The organism is Prevotella sp. HCN-7019, from assembly GCF_037890215.1.
Taxonomy (GTDB): Bacteria; Bacteroidota; Bacteroidia; order Bacteroidales; family Bacteroidaceae; genus Prevotella.
The window spans coordinates 219,779-236,657 of record NZ_JBBKBO010000001.1; the positions used below are offsets into that span (position 1 = coordinate 219,779).

At 50.8% G+C, this 16,879-nt stretch carries 21 protein-coding genes; 14 read left to right on the forward strand and 7 right to left on the reverse strand.

Translation table 11 applies throughout. From position 1 onward, the window contains the following. Positions 1 to 46: 46 nt before the first annotated feature. Both WKT13_RS00795 and WKT13_RS00800 read left to right on the forward strand, forming a co-directional pair. Positions 47 to 925, forward strand: coding sequence for an FKBP-type peptidyl-prolyl cis-trans isomerase (locus WKT13_RS00795; RefSeq protein WP_298620116.1), 879 nt, complete (start codon positions 47 to 49; stop codon positions 923 to 925). Positions 926 to 1,044: 119 nt separating this feature from the next. Next, positions 1,045 to 2,028: an FKBP-type peptidyl-prolyl cis-trans isomerase gene (locus tag WKT13_RS00800; RefSeq protein WP_340322448.1), complete on the forward strand. Its 984-nt coding sequence runs from the start codon at positions 1,045 to 1,047 to the stop codon at positions 2,026 to 2,028. Positions 2,029 to 2,349: 321 nt separating this feature from the next. On the opposite strand, the gene WKT13_RS00805 is transcribed toward WKT13_RS00800, so the two are convergent. Continuing rightward, entirely contained in the window at positions 2,350 to 3,570 is a 1,221-nt protein-coding gene (locus WKT13_RS00805) for an alkaline phosphatase family protein (RefSeq protein WP_340322449.1), read from the reverse strand. 598 nt (positions 3,571 to 4,168) lie between these two features. On the opposite strand from WKT13_RS00805, the gene WKT13_RS00810 reads away from it, so the two are divergent. Genes WKT13_RS00810 through WKT13_RS00820 form a run of 3 tightly spaced genes read left to right on the forward strand, consistent with a single transcriptional unit; the run spans position 4,169 to position 7,107 of the window. Further along, the gene (locus WKT13_RS00810; RefSeq protein WP_340322450.1) at positions 4,169 to 5,392 is read left to right on the forward strand and encodes a site-specific integrase; all 1,224 of its coding nucleotides are present in this window, start codon (positions 4,169 to 4,171) and stop codon (positions 5,390 to 5,392) included. A 31-nt stretch (positions 5,393 to 5,423) separates the two neighbouring features. Continuing rightward, positions 5,424 to 6,713 carry a site-specific integrase gene (locus WKT13_RS00815; RefSeq protein ID WP_009132164.1) on the forward strand — a complete coding sequence of 430 codons (1,290 nt, stop codon included), beginning with the start codon at positions 5,424 to 5,426 and terminating at the stop codon, positions 6,711 to 6,713. Positions 6,714 to 6,741: 28 nt separating this feature from the next. Then, a complete protein-coding gene (locus tag WKT13_RS00820) occupies positions 6,742 to 7,107 on the forward strand; it encodes a hypothetical protein (RefSeq protein ID WP_061436657.1) in 366 nt (121 codons plus the stop codon). A 36-nt stretch (positions 7,108 to 7,143) separates the two neighbouring features. Here the strand turns inward: WKT13_RS00820 and WKT13_RS00825 are convergent, their stop codons facing one another. Continuing rightward, positions 7,144 to 7,455 carry a helix-turn-helix domain-containing protein gene (locus WKT13_RS00825; protein ID WP_007662685.1) on the reverse strand — a complete coding sequence of 104 codons (312 nt, stop codon included), beginning with the start codon at positions 7,453 to 7,455 and terminating at the stop codon, positions 7,144 to 7,146. Further along, a complete protein-coding gene (locus tag WKT13_RS00830; RefSeq protein WP_004319131.1) occupies positions 7,452 to 7,745 on the reverse strand; it encodes a helix-turn-helix domain-containing protein in 294 nt (97 codons plus the stop codon). The genes WKT13_RS00825 and WKT13_RS00830 overlap by 4 nt, the downstream gene beginning before the upstream one ends. Positions 7,746 to 8,287: 542 nt before the next feature. Between WKT13_RS00830 and WKT13_RS00835 the strand changes: the two genes are divergently transcribed. Genes WKT13_RS00835 through WKT13_RS00875 form a run of 9 tightly spaced genes read left to right on the forward strand, consistent with a single transcriptional unit; the run spans position 8,288 to position 12,697 of the window. Next, positions 8,288 to 8,539, forward strand: a complete 252-nt coding sequence (locus tag WKT13_RS00835; RefSeq protein WP_004319132.1) for a hypothetical protein — start codon at positions 8,288 to 8,290, stop codon at positions 8,537 to 8,539. A 12-nt stretch (positions 8,540 to 8,551) separates the two neighbouring features. Continuing rightward, positions 8,552 to 9,544, forward strand: coding sequence for a hypothetical protein (locus WKT13_RS00840; RefSeq protein WP_016212899.1), 993 nt, complete (start codon positions 8,552 to 8,554; stop codon positions 9,542 to 9,544). 45 nt (positions 9,545 to 9,589) lie between these two features. Then, positions 9,590 to 10,000 carry a PcfK-like family protein gene (locus WKT13_RS00845; RefSeq protein WP_009132163.1) on the forward strand — a complete coding sequence of 137 codons (411 nt, stop codon included), beginning with the start codon at positions 9,590 to 9,592 and terminating at the stop codon, positions 9,998 to 10,000. 2 nt (positions 10,001 to 10,002) lie between these two features. Beyond that, positions 10,003 to 11,286: a PcfJ domain-containing protein gene (locus WKT13_RS00850; protein ID WP_061436655.1), complete on the forward strand. Its 1,284-nt coding sequence runs from the start codon at positions 10,003 to 10,005 to the stop codon at positions 11,284 to 11,286. A gap of 40 nt (positions 11,287 to 11,326) precedes the next feature. Next, positions 11,327 to 11,653, forward strand: a complete 327-nt coding sequence (locus WKT13_RS00855; RefSeq protein ID WP_004295437.1) for a hypothetical protein — start codon at positions 11,327 to 11,329, stop codon at positions 11,651 to 11,653. Positions 11,654 to 11,695: 42 nt separating this feature from the next. Beyond that, positions 11,696 to 12,013 carry a hypothetical protein gene (locus WKT13_RS00860; RefSeq protein WP_004295436.1) on the forward strand — a complete coding sequence of 106 codons (318 nt, stop codon included), beginning with the start codon at positions 11,696 to 11,698 and terminating at the stop codon, positions 12,011 to 12,013. Between the two features lie 46 nt (positions 12,014 to 12,059). Then, a complete protein-coding gene (locus tag WKT13_RS00865; RefSeq protein WP_004295438.1) occupies positions 12,060 to 12,326 on the forward strand; it encodes a DUF6956 domain-containing protein in 267 nt (88 codons plus the stop codon). Positions 12,327 to 12,330: 4 nt separating this feature from the next. Beyond that, positions 12,331 to 12,510 (forward strand): hypothetical protein, encoded by a 180-nt coding sequence (locus tag WKT13_RS00870; RefSeq protein ID WP_004295439.1) that lies wholly within the window; start codon positions 12,331 to 12,333, stop codon positions 12,508 to 12,510. Further along, positions 12,494 to 12,697: a hypothetical protein gene (locus WKT13_RS00875; RefSeq protein WP_004295440.1), complete on the forward strand. Its 204-nt coding sequence runs from the start codon at positions 12,494 to 12,496 to the stop codon at positions 12,695 to 12,697. The genes WKT13_RS00870 and WKT13_RS00875 overlap by 17 nt, the downstream gene beginning before the upstream one ends. 69 nt (positions 12,698 to 12,766) lie before the next feature. Here WKT13_RS00875 and WKT13_RS00880 read toward each other — a convergent pair whose 3' ends face one another. From WKT13_RS00880 to WKT13_RS00895, 4 genes are all read right to left on the reverse strand, one after another. Continuing rightward, positions 12,767 to 13,654 (reverse strand): IS3 family transposase, encoded by an 888-nt coding sequence (locus WKT13_RS00880; RefSeq protein ID WP_181215143.1) that lies wholly within the window; start codon positions 13,652 to 13,654, stop codon positions 12,767 to 12,769. Beyond that, complete coding sequence (locus WKT13_RS00885) at positions 13,585 to 14,109, reverse strand: helix-turn-helix domain-containing protein (RefSeq protein WP_032558195.1); 525 nt, start codon at positions 14,107 to 14,109, stop codon at positions 13,585 to 13,587. Before WKT13_RS00885 ends, WKT13_RS00880 begins: the two co-directional genes overlap by 70 nt. 66 nt (positions 14,110 to 14,175) lie before the next feature. Further along, positions 14,176 to 14,562 (reverse strand): hypothetical protein, encoded by a 387-nt coding sequence (locus WKT13_RS00890; RefSeq protein WP_004295441.1) that lies wholly within the window; start codon positions 14,560 to 14,562, stop codon positions 14,176 to 14,178. A gap of 361 nt (positions 14,563 to 14,923) precedes the next feature. Beyond that, a complete protein-coding gene (locus WKT13_RS00895; RefSeq protein ID WP_074784395.1) occupies positions 14,924 to 16,876 on the reverse strand; it encodes a DUF4116 domain-containing protein in 1,953 nt (650 codons plus the stop codon). Positions 16,877 to 16,879: the final 3 nt, after the last annotated feature.

A 16,879-nucleotide genomic window follows, 5' to 3' on the forward strand; every position in this document is an offset into this window, starting at 1 on the left:
TAACAAAGAAAAGAACAAAGAAAACAAAATAACGAAAAACAAGAAAATGAAAAAACTTACAATCGTAGCCGCAATGGCTATCACAGCCGCAGGCTTCATGACATCATGCGGTGACTCCGCATCAAAACCGAATCTCAAGAGCGATGTGGACACAATGAGCTATGCGATGGGTATCGCCCAGTCACAGGGACTGAAGGAATATCTCGCACAGATGGAAATAGACACAACCTACATGGACGCTTTCGTCAAAGGTCTGAAAGACGGTGCCAACGCCGGCGACGACAAGAAGAAAGCTGCATACTACGCAGGTATAAACATCGGTCAGCAGATTTCAAACAGAATGGTCAAGGGTATCAACCGCGAACTGTTCGGCAATGACTCTACAAAGAGCATCTCTATGAAGAACCTCCTCGCAGGATTCATCACAGGTGCTACAGGCAAGAAGGGTCTCATGACAGCAGAGCAGGCTCAGCAGGTTGCACAGATCAAGATGATCGAAATCAGAACAAAGGCAGTAGCCGAGCAGTATAGCGACAACAAGAAAGCCGGTGACAAGTGGCTCGAGGCCAACAAGAAGAAGGCCGGAGTGAAGACTCTGCCGTCAGGACTGCAGTACAAAGTGATAAAGGAAGGCAACGGAGCACTGCCTAAGGACACATCACTCGTTAAGGTGAACTACGAAGGCAAGCTCATCGACGGTACTGTATTCGACAGCTCTTACAAGAGAAAGAACCCTGTAACAATGCGTGCAAACCAGGTGATCAAGGGTTGGACAGAAGCTCTCGTACGCATGCCGGCCGGCTCTGTATGGGAAGTTTACATTCCACAGGACCTCGCTTACGGCGACCGCGAGCAGGGACAGATCAAGCCTTTCTCTGCTTTGATATTCAAGATCGAGCTTCTCGAAGTAGATCCTAAGAAATAAAAACGACAAACGTCAGAGAATACTATAAGAAAACGGGGCGGCACTTCTTTTTATCAAAAAAGAGTCCGCCCTTTTACAACATACAACCTCTGACCAGAACATAAACATCTCAGAAGAAAATGAAAAAGATTTTATTGCTCGCCGTGATAATGATGGCGACAGCAGCCTACGGAGCAACTCCTGACAAGAAGAAGAAAAAGAAGAAAGACAATACAGAGGTGAAGGCCGAACTGGTAAAGCTTGTATCACCGGCCGACTCTCTCAGCTATGCGGCCGGTATGGCTGCCACACGTGGCCTGGTAAGCTACATACAGCAGCAATACGGCGTCGACACAGCCTACATCCAGGATTTCGTCCAGGGCTACAAGGAGGCAGTGGCCTCTGCCAAGGACCCGAAGTTCGCAGCACGCAGTGCCGGCATGCAGATAGCACGCATGGTGGAAGAGCGCATACTTCCCTCTGCCACAAAACAGTTTGAGGGCACACAGTACACAATAAACCCAGAAATATTCAACACCGCATTCATCGCCGGAGTGACAAACGACACAACAGTCATGGACGTGAAGTCTGCCGCTGTCAAGTTTACAGAGATAAGCGAGACAGAGATGAAGCGCAAGGAGGAAGCCTACAAGAGCGAGAACGAGCAGTGGCTTGCCACCAACGCCACCAAGGAAGGCGTGAAGACCACAGCGAGCGGACTGCAATATAAAGTCATAACTGCAGGTACAGGCGAGACTCCGAAGGCCACCGACAAAGTGAAGGTGAAATATGAAGGTAAACTCATCGACGGTACAGAGTTCGACAGCTCATACAAGCGCAACCCCGATACAACTACATTCCGCGCCGATCAGGTGATAAAGGGATGGACCGAAGCGCTCACAATGATGCCTGTTGGCAGCAAATGGGAGCTCTACATACCGCAGGAACTGGGCTACGGCGCACGCCAGGCCGGAAAGATACAGCCTTACTCTACACTTATCTTCACCGTAGAGCTCGTGGGAATAGAAAAGACTGAACCTGCAGCCGACAGCACCAAAGAAGGCAGCGAAAGTGCGAAGACAGCCAAACCGGCAACAAAGAAACCTGCTGCAAGAAAGAAGTGACAACACACATCCGGCGTAAGCATTACATGCAACCGGCACACAAATAATAGCCCAGCCACCCCGTCATAATCAATAGCGGTGGCCGGGCTTTTTATTTATAAGAAATATACTGTGCGTGCCGTATCCGGAAGGTCGCGTATCATATGCTATCGACAGTCTGAACCGGTGGGCGGCAATCATGTCGGAACAAACATGCGGAGTGTCCGCATCATGAAATGACATGAGTTCTATTGAATTAAAATATTTATCTGAACGCGATACAACACAACAATAAATGTGTTGTATCGCGCTCATGCCATAACACTTGAATGTCAAAGGACATTATTTATTGATCCAGCGATTCAGATGATTATTTTCTGTCTGTACCACTATTTTATAGAACTTGGAGTCAGGCAACTGCCCGCTTTTTATTCTATACCGCTCCTGTCTGGCCGGAACAGTTGCTATCTTTATCCATTCATCTTTCTTGCCATTCCTGTATTGGTTGTCCGTCGCTACATAAATATTTGCCTGTGCCTTTGTATTCAGACATTTCCAAGACACAACAATATCATCGTCATACGGTGATGTTTTCATTTGTGAGATGTCAACAGAACCAATAAACGGCATTCCGTCCTGTTCCCACAAAACGTCCTGCGACACCTCAAATCCCATAAAACGACAGATGGAAGGTGTTATATCAGTAATGGAAAGCGTGTTTTCATTGAAATGCTTGTTTACCTTCCGGTTAGTGGCAATCCACGTAGTTCTTTCTCTTTCAGACTGTCCTCCATGCCCGTATCCGTTTTCTGCCCTGCCATGATCTGTAGTGACCACCACCATCCATTCTTCATCAAAATGCTTTTCTCTGTATTGAACGGCTTCCCAGATACGTCCTATCTGCAAGTCTGCTTTTTTAGTATATTCATCAAAAAAAGCACCATTTCCCTCTATATGGCCTGCGTCATCGGTATACCACAGATACACCCAACTTAAATCAGGAGCATCCTCACGTATGCCCCGGGCCGCCTCTTTGCTTACATGCTCATCTATATCGAATATATGCAGTTCCTTTTCTTTATGAGGAAAACGCGCCGTGTCCAGATCAAACCCGTCACACACATAATCTATCTTCAAGTGTCCGGTTTCTTCCTTTCCTTCTCCCAACAGCACCGTACGGTTGTCTGTCCAGCTTGAATATATGGCTGTTTTATAATCTGTTTTCTGTTCCTTGGCAATACGAAAAACGGTCCAATAATTATAATTCGGCTTTAAATTGGAGTTACCGTCCACATTATGTTTATTCAACCATGTGGCCGTCAGCAGGTTTGTATATCCTATAGCTGAAATGGTGGGTGTTTGTGAATATCCGCCGATTTCGCCTCCGGTATACGCCCGTGAGTAAGCTCCTTCAGAAGCTATTGCATCGATAGACGGAGTGTTCAGCCGTTCAATCATATCTGCCGGCACACCATCTATAATTATAAATACGGTCTTTCTTGTCTTTGAGAAGACTGTTGTTGCCGATAAAAGCAAAAATATAATCAACCACTTCAGTTTCATAATATTCTTTTTTTAGTTATAGTTCAATTATCTCTATTTTAGAATTGCAGAAAGGTACTTCCGAAATGCTGCTCTGCCTACATGCAGTCGGTGATTCCAATAAACACCTTCTACCTTCACCCATATCAGAAATTCTTCTTTGAAAGAACACTTTCTTTTGACAGAAGCAAACAATGGTAATTATAAAGAAGAAACGAAAAAGACTACAAATATACGAAGAACTCGCAAAAAAACGGCAAAATTTGGATAAATAAAGTAAGTGTTTGGTATTGAGGAGAGTTAAGCCAAATTCTTCTATACCTTTCCAAATCGCTAAAATGCAGGATAATGAAAGGTTAAGAGAAAGATTTGCTACTTATCCGTTGCCTTTTTTAGCCCCGGATAATCCGGCAAAATAACGCTTAACCACCTGCGGTTTTACCGTTCACCATGCAAAGAACCCTATATTTTGCCCGTAAAGATAACCGTTTTTTTCCGTTTTTCATGGAAATACAGGTTATGTTACCGGCATCCGGGGTTTTATTCTTTGTTCCGCTATAATTTTCATAACTGTAAATAACTCTATATCAAGTAATTTTGCAACATAAAAAATAGAGTTATGAAACAGACGGATGTAACGGTTACGTTCTACCTCAAAAAGAGCGAAATGAATGACGAGGGACATTGCCCGGTCATGGCGAAACTTGTTGTCGGCAAATTTTCAGAAGCAGCTTTTAGTGCGAAAATGTCCGTACCCGCTGCACTGTGGGCATCCGGACGTGCCACGGGTAAAAGTAACGCCGCGCGGGAAATCAACCGGCAACTGGACGATTTGCGAGCTTCAGCCATTGCCATTTATGACGAACTGTCAGCCACCCGTGAGAATGTAACGGCTGAAGAAATAAGGAATCTGTTGTTGGGGACGGCTTTCGGGCAGGAAACCCTGTTGGGTTATTTCCGGACGTTCATCGAACATTTCGAGAAACGTGTCGGCGTGAACCGGGAAAAGGGAACAGCGCAATCTTACCGCTATGCTTGTAACTGTGTGGCCGCTTTCATCCAGGAGAAATACAAGTTGTCGGATGTTCCTTTCACGGCCCTGAACCGTTCATTCATCGACAACTATGACCTCTACCTACGCACGGAGCGCCGCTTTGCCCTGGGAACTATCGTGTTGCTTGTCACACGGTTGAACACGATTGTCGGGGAAGCCATCGCGGAAGGGATTATCACTGCCGACCCGTTCGCGGGTTATGAAGCCGAACATCCCGAGCGGGAACAGAAATACCTTACCGCCGTGGAGTTACAACGGCTGATGACCACACCCCTGCACGACCCGAAACTCTACCATATCCGCGACCTGTTCCTCTTCTCCTGCTACACGGGTATCCCTTACGGGGACATGTGCCGCCTGACGACGGAGGATCTGGAAGTGGCCGAGGACGGTGAGGTATGGATCAAGACCGCCCGCAAGAAGACGAAAATCGACTATGAAGTGCCGTTGCTCGACATACCGTTGCTCATCCTCGACAAGTACCGGGATATGGCCCCGGAAGGAAAACTGCTGCCGATGTACAGCAACAACGAACTCAACCGGACGCTGAAACGTATTGCCGCCATTTGCGGAATTGAACGGAAGCTCGTCTTTCATACAGCACGCCATACCTACGCCACCGAGATCACGCTTTCGCATGGTGTCCCGCTTGAAACCGTCAGTAAAATGCTGGGGCATAGCCGCATTTCCACGACGCAGATTTACGCCAAAGTGACCGATGACAAGATCGACATGGATACCCGGTCTTTAGAGGAAAAGATTGCCGGTCGCTTCTCCGTAGCTATTTAATCTATCATTGACAATCAAATTCACAACGATTATGGAACCGAATAATAAAGAGATAAAACGTCGCAGCACGTTCTCCCTGCTGTTCTACATCAACCGCACGAAAGTCCGCAAGGACGGAACATGTAAATTGTTATGCAAGGTAAGCATCGATGCCAAGTCGGCCCCGATCAATATCAACGCGTTTGTCGATCCATCGCTCTGGAATCCGGAAACCAAAAGGGCGAACGGACGAAGCGAGAACGCCCGAACGGTAAACCTGGCAATAGAGAAACTGACCGAAAAAATCACCGGACATTACCGCCATATTCGTAAAAGCCTCGGTTTCGTGACGGCCGAGCTGGTCAAAAACGCCGTGGAAGGAATCGGGCAGAAACCGTTCACCCTCCTTGCCTTGTTCCGCGAGCATAACGAGGAGTTCCGCAAGCGTGTCGGCGTGGATCGCAAGGAAGAAACCTATGAAAGTTACGAGAACTCCTATAATATTTTAGCCTCCTTCGTGAAAAAAAGGAAGGAAAAGGAGGATGTAGCGTTGCGGAGCCTTGACCGGGAGTTCTACGATGATTTTGAAATATTCCTGCGTACAGATCGTGAAATGAAACCCAAGACAGTACACGAGCATCTTTACCGGTTGAAGAAAATGACCAAGCGGGCTGTCAGTCAGGGTACACTCCGGCGCGACCCTTACGGGAAGCTGCACCCGGAACTGCCCCAGCGCAAGAGCCGCCATTTGAAACTCGAAGACCTCAAAAAACTGATGGAAACTCCCGTCGATAAACCCAACCTCCAGCGGGTGCGGGACTGGTTTCTCTTCGCTACCTTCACGGGGTTGTCCTACGCCGACCTGAAACGCTTGTCCGAAAAAGACATCACGCAGTCGGACGACGGAACGTACTGGATACACATCCGGCGCCAGAAGACCGAAACGCCCTCGGCCATCCGCCTGCTGAACGTGCCGTTGCAGATCATCGAGAAATACCGCCACGAGCGTAAAAGCGACAGGATTTTCAACCTCTATTGCCGGGGGTATCTCATCAAGCTCACCAGAGAACTGGGACGGACATACGGCTTCGACATGACCTTTCACAAGGCGAGGCACAATTTCGGGACACATATCACGCTCTCGTTGGGTGTGCCTATCGAAACTGTCAGCCGCATGATGGGACACAAGAGCATTTCCACCACGCAGATTTACGCCAAAGTGACCGACCGCAAGGTGGACGAGGACATGAAACGTCTGAAAGAACAGACCAAAGGCCGGAAAATAAATCTCTACGAGGAGGACGAACCGGAAACGGCAGATATTATAACGGTAAACGGTTGAACAGTATAACAAAAATTGATAAATTTGTATGACTATGACGACAAGAGAACCTATCAGCATTGAAAACGGGCGGGTGGAAATCCACACGCCGGAGAACCGTGTATGGCTCACGCGCCACCAGATTGCCGACCTGTTCGGAGTCTTCGTTCCTGCCGTGGGGAGCAACATCCGCTCCATACTCAAAAGCGGCATACTCCGTGAGGAGCGGGTTTACCGCCGGGAGCGCAACCGTGACGGCGGTATTGTCGAGCTGTATTCGCTCGAAATGATCGCCGCGCTGGCTTTCCGCTTAAAATCCGGGAATGCAGAAGCCTTCCGACGGTGGTTTGTCCGAAGGGCCACGACGACCGCTGTCGTCTGGCAGCTCCCCGGCATGAACACGATATTGAATTGAAAAAGAAGAACGGCCAACGTTTTGGCCGTTCTTCTTTTATACCCATTCCTGTCCCCCGATACATTTCTTCCGGGAATCTTCCAGGAGTTTCTGTATCTCGGATTCCATGTATAGTACCTTGCCCTGAATCAAATAATAGGGAATGATTCGCGCCGTGCGGTATTCCTGCAATGTACGCCTGCTGATTTTCAGCAGCCGGGACAATTCCTCGTCGGTGACGAACCGCTCTCCCTTGAGTGTCCGGCCTCCGGAGGATTCCAGTTTATCCAGTGCCTTGCCGGCCTTTTCCAAACGCCGGAAGAGATCCGCCACACGCGGATCGTGCTTGTCGATGAAATAATGGCTCATAACGCGGCGGTATTAGGATAGTGCGACGATTGCAGCAGCTTCCCGACATCTTCCGGTTTGTAGAAGATTTTGTGACGGATGCGGCTGAAAGGCAGCAACCCTTTCTCCCGGTAGGTTTGCAGGGTACGTTTCGATATACCCAGCACGTCACAGACATCCTGGTTGTCCAGCCATTTTTTCAAACTCACGTCCTCTTGCCTGCGGCATAACGCCTCGGCTTTTCTTTCAATGGCTTCCACGTGCCCTGCCAGCGCGTCGAAAGCCTTCACGTCCATACTTATTATTTCCATGTTCTGTTTCATTTTTTGTTTCCCGGATGCCCAAAAGTACACAAATGGACAGTATCTTGTTATCAGCCAGTGGCATATGGACGTATCCGTCTTCAAAGTGGCAGCGAGTGGCGCCACGTCCGGCGGAAACGATCCTCCGCCGATACGGGATCGGCACGCTCCGATACGCCAATCGCCCGTGAAAGGAAATGTTCGCGGGCGATTTATCATTCCATGCAGGGTGAGCCGTGAACCGACTTTCTCGAGCGTTCACGGCATATCGTTTTCTCCCCGTTTCTCTCCCATAACCTTTTCCTCTCTTTTTTTCATGCCGCGGAGCGCGGTATGGAAATCTGTTGTCAGTAGCAAAGGTAGTTACGGGGCTCACGCTGCTGCAAGATCGGGCCGCGGGGCGGTTTGCCGCAAAATCTTCCTCTTTCCCTGCGGGCGAGCGTATTTTCCGACAAAATCTTGCAGCAGCTATCCCCGACACCTTTTGATGCTACCGAAACAGATTCCATCCATACCGGCTCCGCTACGGCATAAAAAAAAAGTCAAAGGTTATGAGAAACGAAGAGAAAAATAAATGGAAACAGAAATCCTCCAACCTTCCACTTGGCATAAAGGCAAAGGTCGGGTTGGCGGTAAAGGTCGGGGCGGTGGCTTTGGGCTTCCACGTGTGGGGTATCGACTTTATTTGGGTCGTTTTGGGCTTCACGTTCTGTTATGACATCCTGCGGGGCATTTTCTCCTGCCTTGTTTCTCTCGTGGCTCTAATCGGCTTTTTCTATTTCCTATTCACTCACATCTTCTAAATTATTACAGGTATGACAAAGTACATTTCATTATTCGGAGCGACTACCACGGACACGCAGGTGCAGGTAGTCAAGGAAAACCAGGTTATCATCGGTATCGGTGCGGGTGCGAGCAGAAAGCGTTACGTCGTTTACAAGGTGGAACACACCGCCCGTGGCTACGTGTACCACATGGTCGATACCGAAACAAAGGAAATCAGCCAAACGGACATTCTGCGACCCCTCTCGCAAACATTCGGTATCGGCAGGTACTACGACGACGTGAACCCCGAGTTCATGGACGCTTTCGAGGTGGCTTTGCTTGTGGGGCAGGCGGAAGAGCAAGCCACGGCGCAGGCCATCGCCGCCGCCAAAGAGAAAGCCGAGCATGACCGCATAGCGGAAATAGGGGCGCAGAGGTTACGCCGCATCATGCCCGAAGGGGTGCAGGGCGTAATCATCGCCGAACTCAACGAAACGGAATACACTGACCCCTCTTACGAGTGTTCGACCACCCGAAGCGTGCGTACCGTCATTCTCGGCTTTTCGGCCACCTCCCGCAACGGCTTCGGGGAGTTGAGAAAGGCGGCGGCCAATTTCCCGCAAACGGCGCACCTCTCCGAATACGACCCCAAGAACGAACACCGCTATCCCGTTTTCACGCTCGGCAAAAGTCCGAAATACGGGTGGAGTGTCTGCAAACTGGCCCACTACACCCGTGAAGGGTACATTGACAGGCTGGCATATATCGCAGGAAACGAGGAGAATATATGTCTGCCCGAGCCGAAAGACGAAAAACGGGCGGAACGCACTGAAACGAGCGTGCAAGGCGGGTTTATCATCGTGGACTATTCCGAGAAGGCGATAGCCGTATTCGGGGACACCAAGCCCGTCAAGGACGCCCTTCACGCACTCGGGGGACGCTTCAACGCACGGCTGACGCATGACGGGCAGAAGAGAGCGGGATGGATTTTCCAAAAGACCAAAGAGGACGAGGTGCGACGGCTTCTCGGAAAGGACGAATAAATGTTGAACACGGGGCGGCTCGCCGCCCCACAATACCAAAAAATCATGGCACAAGGAACAGATTATTTCAAACTGACGATACAGAACTATCTCGACGCACGGGCACGGGAGGACGAACTTTTCGCACCCCGATACGCCAACCCGAAAAAGAACATTGACGATTGCTGCACTTTCATCATCAACCAAGTACGGCAGAGCGGTTGCAACGGGTTTGCCGACGAGGAAATATACTCTATGGCACTCCACTATTACGACGAGGAGGACATCGACATCGGCAAACCCGTCAGTTGCAAGGTAGTGGTCAATCACACCGTCGAACTGACCGAGGAGGAAAAAGCCGAGGCACGGCGGAACGCCATACGGAAGGCCGAGAGCGAAGCCTACGCCAAGTTGGCGAAAGCCAAGTCCAAACCCAAGAAAATCGAAGATAACAAACTAATGCCCAGTCTATTTTAGTTATGAAACCGAGAACAAAATTCCAACAGAACGTCGTGGCGGCAAGCAAACACCTGCCGCCGCTTACCCCCGCACAAATCGAATGGGGGTACAAGAACTGCATCGAGCATATCGGACGCCGCACGCCGAAAGGACTTATCACCTGCACCGAGTGCGGCCACACGTGGCAGAGCGAAAACGGAGAACTCACGGACAATCTGTTAGGGTGCGAGTGTCCGCACTGCCACACCACGCTGAAAGTGGAAACCACCCTGCGCCGCAAGTTCAACGATTACGAGTATTTGTGTATCGTAACCCGCTGCAAGGGTTTTCAAGTCCTGCGCTTCGTCTATATCGAGTGTTGGGCAAAAGTGGGACAGACACCCGTTTACACCCATATCGAAGCCGTACAGCGGTGGATTGCCCCCGACGGACGCTCCGCAACCTTCGCACGGCTGCGCCCGATGGGCTTCTTCGTTCACGGGTGGAGTTGGTCGAGCGCATTGGAACTGCGGGCGGAGAACGACGGGAAATACAACATCACGCCCACACGCATCTATCCCCGGCAACGGCTTATCCCCGAACTGCGCCGAAGCGGTTACGGCAAACAACTCCCCGATGTAACCCCTTTCGACCTTATCCACCTGCTGCTCTCGGAGAACAAGGCCGAAACGCTGCTTAAAGCGGGACAAACGGCACTCGTGCGATTTTTCGCCCGTTCCTCCCGCAATATCGCAGACTATTGGCCGGCCATCCGTATCGCCATCCGTAACGGGTACGCTATCGGGAAACCGACGGAATGGTGCGACTACATCGACCTGCTGCGATTTTTCGGGAAAGACCTGCATAACGCCCATTTCGTGTGTCCCGCAGACCTGCCCGCAGCGCATGACCTCTACATGGCTAAAAAACGGCGGCACATGCAAATGGAACGGCGGCAGGAGGAACGGCGCAAGGCGTTGGAACAGGAAGCCTCGTTTGTCGAAGCCAAAGGGCGGTTTTTCGGAGTGGAGTTTTCCGACGGGGAAATCTGCATCAAGGTATTGGACAGCGTTGAAGCCATACGGCAGGAGGGCGAGGCCATGCACCATTGCGTGTTTACCAACGAATACTATCTGAAAGCCGACTCGCTCATACTCTCGGCCACAATCGACGGCAAACGTATCGAAACGATAGAGGTGTCCCTAAAACGCATGGAGGTCGTGCAGAGCCGTGGCGTGTGTAACAAGAATACCCCATACCACGGGCAAATACTGAAACTGATGAAGGGGAACATGTCCCTTATACGGAAACGAATGACAGCATAAAAATCGGGGCGGCGAAAGCCGCCCGCAAAAACAAAATAGAATGAACCAAATAGCATATAAATTCGTGTCGTGGGACGTTCCCGCACTCGAAAGCCTTGCAGGCTCAAAAGCGTACATATTACGCAAACGGCTCAATGACGGGGGAACGCTCACCCGTGAGGAGAAAGACTGGATTACCCGTGAGGTAAACCATAACACCTATTTCAAGGACTCCATTCCGCTTTTAGGGTATCGTTTCAACTTTGTCGATGTACTGAAAACATTCGTGGTAAAGCAGTACGGGCATTACACGGAATACAAGGGCGTGGACAAGACGAGCATACGCTCCATGTTGTATGGCAGAGTGGAAAGGATTGTCGAATTATAAAATCGGGGCGGCGAAAGCCGCCCTACAAAAAAAAATATAACAATGAAAATCATCTATAAAAGCTACATGGCACGCCCGCTCAAACCCTTCGGGGAGTGGGATTGGGAAGTTCGGGAAGCAGTCAAGACGGCCCTTGCGCTCGTCGAGGGGAAAAACGGGTTCAAAACCCATTCCGAGATATGGCGAAGGTGCAACCTCGTCATTACCGTGGGACACAACATCTACACCACGAGTATCGAGATACGACCACCCGAGCAGGACGTGATACGCCGCAGGAGCAACTGGCATAACGGCTACGCCTACTACTGCAACGGCGTGTTCTGGGCGAACATGAGCAGGGTTAGAGTGGAACTTGTCTGATTAAAAAATTTCGGGGCGGCAAAAGCCGCCCGTAAAAAGCGAGAATATGAAAACGAATGAAGTAAACAAGGAAATCTCCTATGAAACGCTGCTCGTAACCTTCGGCGAGGGTATCGGGCGGCTCAACACCATGTTCGACGACCCGCAGGTGTGGGGCGTTGCCACGCTGAAGCAGTGGATCGACGGGTATGAAACTACGCGCTTCACCGAAATCGACGACCGAACGGCGGTTATCACATCCGAATACAACATGGACAGCGTGAAGGAATGGCTGCAAAAGAACACACCGATTATCAACCTGGAAAAACGATAAAATCATGCGCAAGTACAAATTATTCATCGGCTACCGGCTGCTGGGAGAGTTTTCCGGTATATGGGAAGCCAAAAATTTCGCCGCTGAAAGCGGCATGAGCGGAATTTTCTCGCTCGTGGGAGAAAATTACCGGGACAGTTGGTACGAACCAAAAAAACAGGACAAGAATGGAAACAAAGATTAAAGACATCACGGGAGCGGAAATAACCGTTACCGACTTAAAAGAGGCGGTACGCCAATGCCGGGAGTGCCTCGCAAGTCCCTACCTGATGCCCTCGGGGCATACCGTGGGGGAAAACCATGCCTACATGTTGCGGCAACTGCTCGCCCTGCAAAGGCGGAAACGGGAACACGGCAGGCAACGGCCGTGAAAATACGACGCGAAAAAAATCGGACGATAACTGAAGTGCACCCCAAATATTGGACGGATTAGTATTTGTTTAGATGGCATGAGTTCGGTATTGTACCGGGCTCATGTTGTTTAAGTATTTCTTTATCCGCTTGTTATTGTAGTAGTCGATATATTCTTCCAATTTTTTTCGGAAATGGTCTATGGATGAGAATTTTTGCAAATATAATAATTCGGACTTCAATAATCCAAAGAAACTTTCCATAGCAGCGTTATCCAGACAGTTACCCTTGCGCGACATGCTCTGTGTAATACCTTTCTGTCTTAAACGGAGCTGATACTGCTTCATCTGATACTGCCAGCCCTGGTCGGAATGCAAGACAATACCCGGAGAATCCGGTATTCTGGCAAACGCATCGTCCAGCATCTTCATGATCTGCATAAAGTTAGGGCGTTCAGCTATTTTATAGCTAATAATCTCCCGGTTATATAAGTCCATAATCGGCGATAGATATAACTTTACGCCGCAAACCGAAAATTCCGTAAGGTCAGTAACCCACTTCTGATTCGGTTTTTCGGCTGCAAAGTCGCGTTGCAGAAGATTGGGCGCTATCCGTCCGATCTGTCCTTTGTATGAACAGTATTTACGGAGCCTGACCTGACTTTTTATCCCGCAAATATTCATCAGCTTAAGTACGGTTTTGTGATTTATCGCATATCCGATCTTATTCATTTCAACGGTAATGCGCCGATAACCATAACGCCCCTTATGTTCGTGATATAACCTTATAATACTCTCTTTTTCGCGAGCATATTTATCGGGTTGTTTTGATTTTCTGAAGTGATAATAAAATGTGCTTCGCGCCATCCCTGCGGCTTTGAGCAATACTGAAAGCCGGCACTGCGGCCTTAGTCCTTCGATGGCTTGGGCTCTTTCCCGCTCTCGCGGACAATGCGCTCCTCGACTAAGGCCTGCAATTTTTTTAAGTAAGCATTCTCGGCACGAAGATACTCCAGTTCCTTAAGCAACTCTTCGTGCGGAGTCGTTTTGAGTTTGACTTTTTTAGTCTTCGATTTACTCATGGCCGGCCTCCTTCTTTGCGGTTTACGCCGCAGGCCTTCAGCACCTTGGTTTTGATAGAGCCGCTCCCATTGACGAATAACAAAAGGGCCCGGAATGCCGAAATGCACTGCTGTCTCCAGCAAAGATAGATGATTTTGGTGCATATGCTTCAAAACTGACAACTTAAATTCTGCACTGTAGCTACCGTGGCGCAGCTTAAGGCCGGCAAGGCCATGGCGCTCGAATAATGTTACCCACAAGTGAACTTGCGAGCGGCCACAGCCCAAGTGACATCCGGCTTCCCTAACCGAAAGTCCGCCTTCGAGTACCAGTTTTACGGCCTTTAAACGAATCTCATAATTATATTTCATAAAAAACACCCCAAAAGTGTCCAACTTTTGGGGTGCAGTACAACCGTCCGATTTTTTTGTTTCCCGTCAATCGACCGCCGTATGGTCGCCCAGCTTCCCGTGCAGTTCACGCCCGATATGTCCGGCAATGCCACGGGGAGAAATTTCAGAGATTGAACCCCACCCGCCATGCGTGTATATGCACGTCTTGAGCGGTTCGGTACGGGAAAGGTAGAACAGATAGCCGTTGCGGAGCAGGATGCCCACAAACACCGAGCCGACCTCGATGTCGGCGATCTCGTCAAAACGTATCTTCCCGTCATTGTATAATACTGCCGTGCCATCCGCATCGGGAATGACGAACAGATCGTCTTCCATGACAATCCCGTGCAACTCGATTAGCGACCCCAGGCATTCACTCGCCGATACCCGGTCGTAATCACCCTTTACCTCATTTGTCGATTTCGTTTCCATATCGCTTTTCTTTAGGTTCAGACAAATACCATACGAAAAAGGCGTGAGAATACGTTAAATACCGGCATTGAGGTACAGCCAAGCACCCATCCACTCGATAGATAATTTCTCCCCACGCCGCTATCGCATACGCTTGACGCATATAGACACGACGATGAAGAAGAGAACTACCCATTATTTTGCGAGCGGATTAAAATTTGGCTGTTTTCAATGCCCCACCATAATGTGTTCCTTCCGTATGTAAATCGCCCGGCGGCACGCCGCCGGAGGATTCGATTGCAAATATAACGATTTCATTCGGGTATCGGCGACAACACGTGCGATTTTTAACAACCTTCCTGCCAAAGAACTACCCGCCGTCCTACAATTTCGGCCCCCGGGCGGGTTTGCGGGGCGCGACCTTCGGCTGCGCCTTCTTCTCCCTGGGCGGTTCGACGATCCGCAGTTTGAGTTTCTCCGTCTTACGGTCGTAACGCACCTCGCAGCAGTCAATCTCACCCGCAACCGACGTCCACACGTTGTTCACACGCACCGCGCCGCCCGAGTAGAGGGTCTTGTATTGTTCGTATTCGAGCGGCTGCCGCAATTTCGCGTCCACCTGACGGTGGAACGAGTAGATATTACGTCCCTTTGCTATTTCGTCGGGAACGTAAACCCGCAACTCGGGATGGGCGGCCTCGGCATAGAGGCACAGATCCGCCGTGCGAAGCTCCCTCGGAACCCACTGGATCATCCTCGGGTCGCCCCGCACGGCCGTATCGGCCACGAGCGGCGTGATGGCCCTCTGGGGAATGTCGTACAGCACCCCCGCATCCTTGCGAACGGCCTCCAACGCCACCTCCTCCGTTACAAGCCGGCGGTTCAGGTGCAGGACACTCATCAACCGGTGTATCTGCTGCGGGTCGTCCTGCTCGCGGAACACCTGCAAGACCAGGGCGGGGTCGCTCAACGCGCTGATAACCGAGAAATCGGTTTTGTCCTTCCCGTAGGTACGCTCGAAAGCCTCCCGGCTCATCTCCGGCGTCCGGGCTTCGCGGGGGACGCCTTTCAGGTTTTGCGGGTTCTCCCGCACCAGGCTCATGTATAGATCCGGGCTTTTCATGCTCTCGGGCAGGTGGGCGATGGCATAGGGACTGCGCCGTATGGCCTCCATGCACAACTCCGGCGTTTTCCACTTCTCGGGGACATATTGCAGGTAGCTCCCGTCGTGCCCGACGGCCCGGCGGCACATCTCCTCGTTCTTGGCGTGGTCGGGAAGGTTGTAGAACAGCTCCGGCTCCAGGGCGAAAATTTCCCGGGCCACCCTCGGCGTGAGGAACCAGGGGTTCATGTTCTCCAAAAAATCGAAGGTCTTATCGTAATTCGTGCAATAGAACCCCAACACTTTCAGGTGTATCTCCTCGAAGGGGATATAGCGGAGGACACGCAGGTCGTCGGTACGGGCCAACGCCCGGTTGCAGACCTCCGGCGTGAGCTGTTCGGGGTTGAAAAAGCGGATGGCCAGGGGATCGCGCTCCAGCGCCATCCCGCACAGACGGTCGGTTTTCAGATGTTTCGGAACGTACTCCAGTGCCAGGTAGTTCGAGGACACGGCGGCCTCGCAGACCCGTTCCGTGCGTAATTCCTCCGGCACTTCATGGAGCAGGATGCCGTCCCCGCTGACGGCACGCAGGCAGACTGCCTCCGTGCGCAGTTCCACCGGCACGAGCGAAAGGCAGGACGCGTCCATCCCCACGCCGTGAAGGGCCAGTTCCCCGGTCATGACCTCCGGGGCAATGGAGGCGAAAATCTCGAACTTGTCCACGAACGACATCCCGAATTTTTTCAGCCCTTCCAGGCATATATCGGGATACGGAATGTAAGGGAGTATCTTGTAATCGGCACTGTCCACCGCTTTCAACGCCGCACGGCATATTTGCGGCGTCCTCAATTCCCCGGGGACGGCCTCCAGCACCAGACCGTTGCGCTTCACGGCCGCCATGCACAGTTCGGGGGTCTTCAACCCCTCCGGAACGTAATACAGCGCGTAGCTGTTGCTATCGACGGCGGCACGGCACATTTTCGGTGTCTTCAGACGGTCAGGGACGAATTTCAGTGTTTCGCCCCGGTGGCCGGCCGCGGCAAGACAAAGTTCCGGCGTTTTCATCGCTTCGGGAACGAACTCGATGTTGAAAGCCGATTTCTTGATGGCGAAACGGCAGACTTCCGCCGTTTTCCGATCCTCGGGCAGCGTCTCGAAAAGGTTCTCGCGCCACGGGTTCTCGTACACCCCCGTATCGAGATAGGCTATATCTATTCTCTCTTGCTCTGTCATGGT

Coding starts and splice junctions, on each gene's coding strand:
- WKT13_RS00895 (WP_074784395.1), bottom strand. CDS start 16,876: ATGACAGAGCAAGAGAGAATAGATATAGCCTATCTCGATACGGGGGTG.
- WKT13_RS00850 (WP_061436655.1), top strand. CDS start 10,003: ATGAAACCGAGAACAAAATTCCAACAGAACGTCGTGGCGGCAAGCAAA.
- WKT13_RS00875 (WP_004295440.1), top strand. CDS start 12,494: ATGGAAACAAAGATTAAAGACATCACGGGAGCGGAAATAACCGTTACC.
- WKT13_RS00840 (WP_016212899.1), top strand. CDS start 8,552: ATGACAAAGTACATTTCATTATTCGGAGCGACTACCACGGACACGCAG.
- WKT13_RS00835 (WP_004319132.1), top strand. CDS start 8,288: ATGAGAAACGAAGAGAAAAATAAATGGAAACAGAAATCCTCCAACCTT.
- WKT13_RS00820 (WP_061436657.1), top strand. CDS start 6,742: ATGACTATGACGACAAGAGAACCTATCAGCATTGAAAACGGGCGGGTG.
- WKT13_RS00800 (WP_340322448.1), top strand. CDS start 1,045: ATGAAAAAGATTTTATTGCTCGCCGTGATAATGATGGCGACAGCAGCC.
- WKT13_RS00845 (WP_009132163.1), top strand. CDS start 9,590: ATGGCACAAGGAACAGATTATTTCAAACTGACGATACAGAACTATCTC.
- WKT13_RS00855 (WP_004295437.1), top strand. CDS start 11,327: ATGAACCAAATAGCATATAAATTCGTGTCGTGGGACGTTCCCGCACTC.
- WKT13_RS00815 (WP_009132164.1), top strand. CDS start 5,424: ATGGAACCGAATAATAAAGAGATAAAACGTCGCAGCACGTTCTCCCTG.
- WKT13_RS00830 (WP_004319131.1), bottom strand. CDS start 7,745: ATGGAAATAATAAGTATGGACGTGAAGGCTTTCGACGCGCTGGCAGGG.
- WKT13_RS00795 (WP_298620116.1), top strand. CDS start 47: ATGAAAAAACTTACAATCGTAGCCGCAATGGCTATCACAGCCGCAGGC.
- WKT13_RS00865 (WP_004295438.1), top strand. CDS start 12,060: ATGAAAACGAATGAAGTAAACAAGGAAATCTCCTATGAAACGCTGCTC.
- WKT13_RS00890 (WP_004295441.1), bottom strand. CDS start 14,562: ATGGAAACGAAATCGACAAATGAGGTAAAGGGTGATTACGACCGGGTA.
- WKT13_RS00810 (WP_340322450.1), top strand. CDS start 4,169: ATGAAACAGACGGATGTAACGGTTACGTTCTACCTCAAAAAGAGCGAA.
- WKT13_RS00870 (WP_004295439.1), top strand. CDS start 12,331: ATGCGCAAGTACAAATTATTCATCGGCTACCGGCTGCTGGGAGAGTTT.
- WKT13_RS00885 (WP_032558195.1), bottom strand. CDS start 14,109: ATGAAATATAATTATGAGATTCGTTTAAAGGCCGTAAAACTGGTACTC.
- WKT13_RS00825 (WP_007662685.1), bottom strand. CDS start 7,455: ATGAGCCATTATTTCATCGACAAGCACGATCCGCGTGTGGCGGATCTC.
- WKT13_RS00805 (WP_340322449.1), bottom strand. CDS start 3,570: ATGAAACTGAAGTGGTTGATTATATTTTTGCTTTTATCGGCAACAACA.
- WKT13_RS00860 (WP_004295436.1), top strand. CDS start 11,696: ATGAAAATCATCTATAAAAGCTACATGGCACGCCCGCTCAAACCCTTC.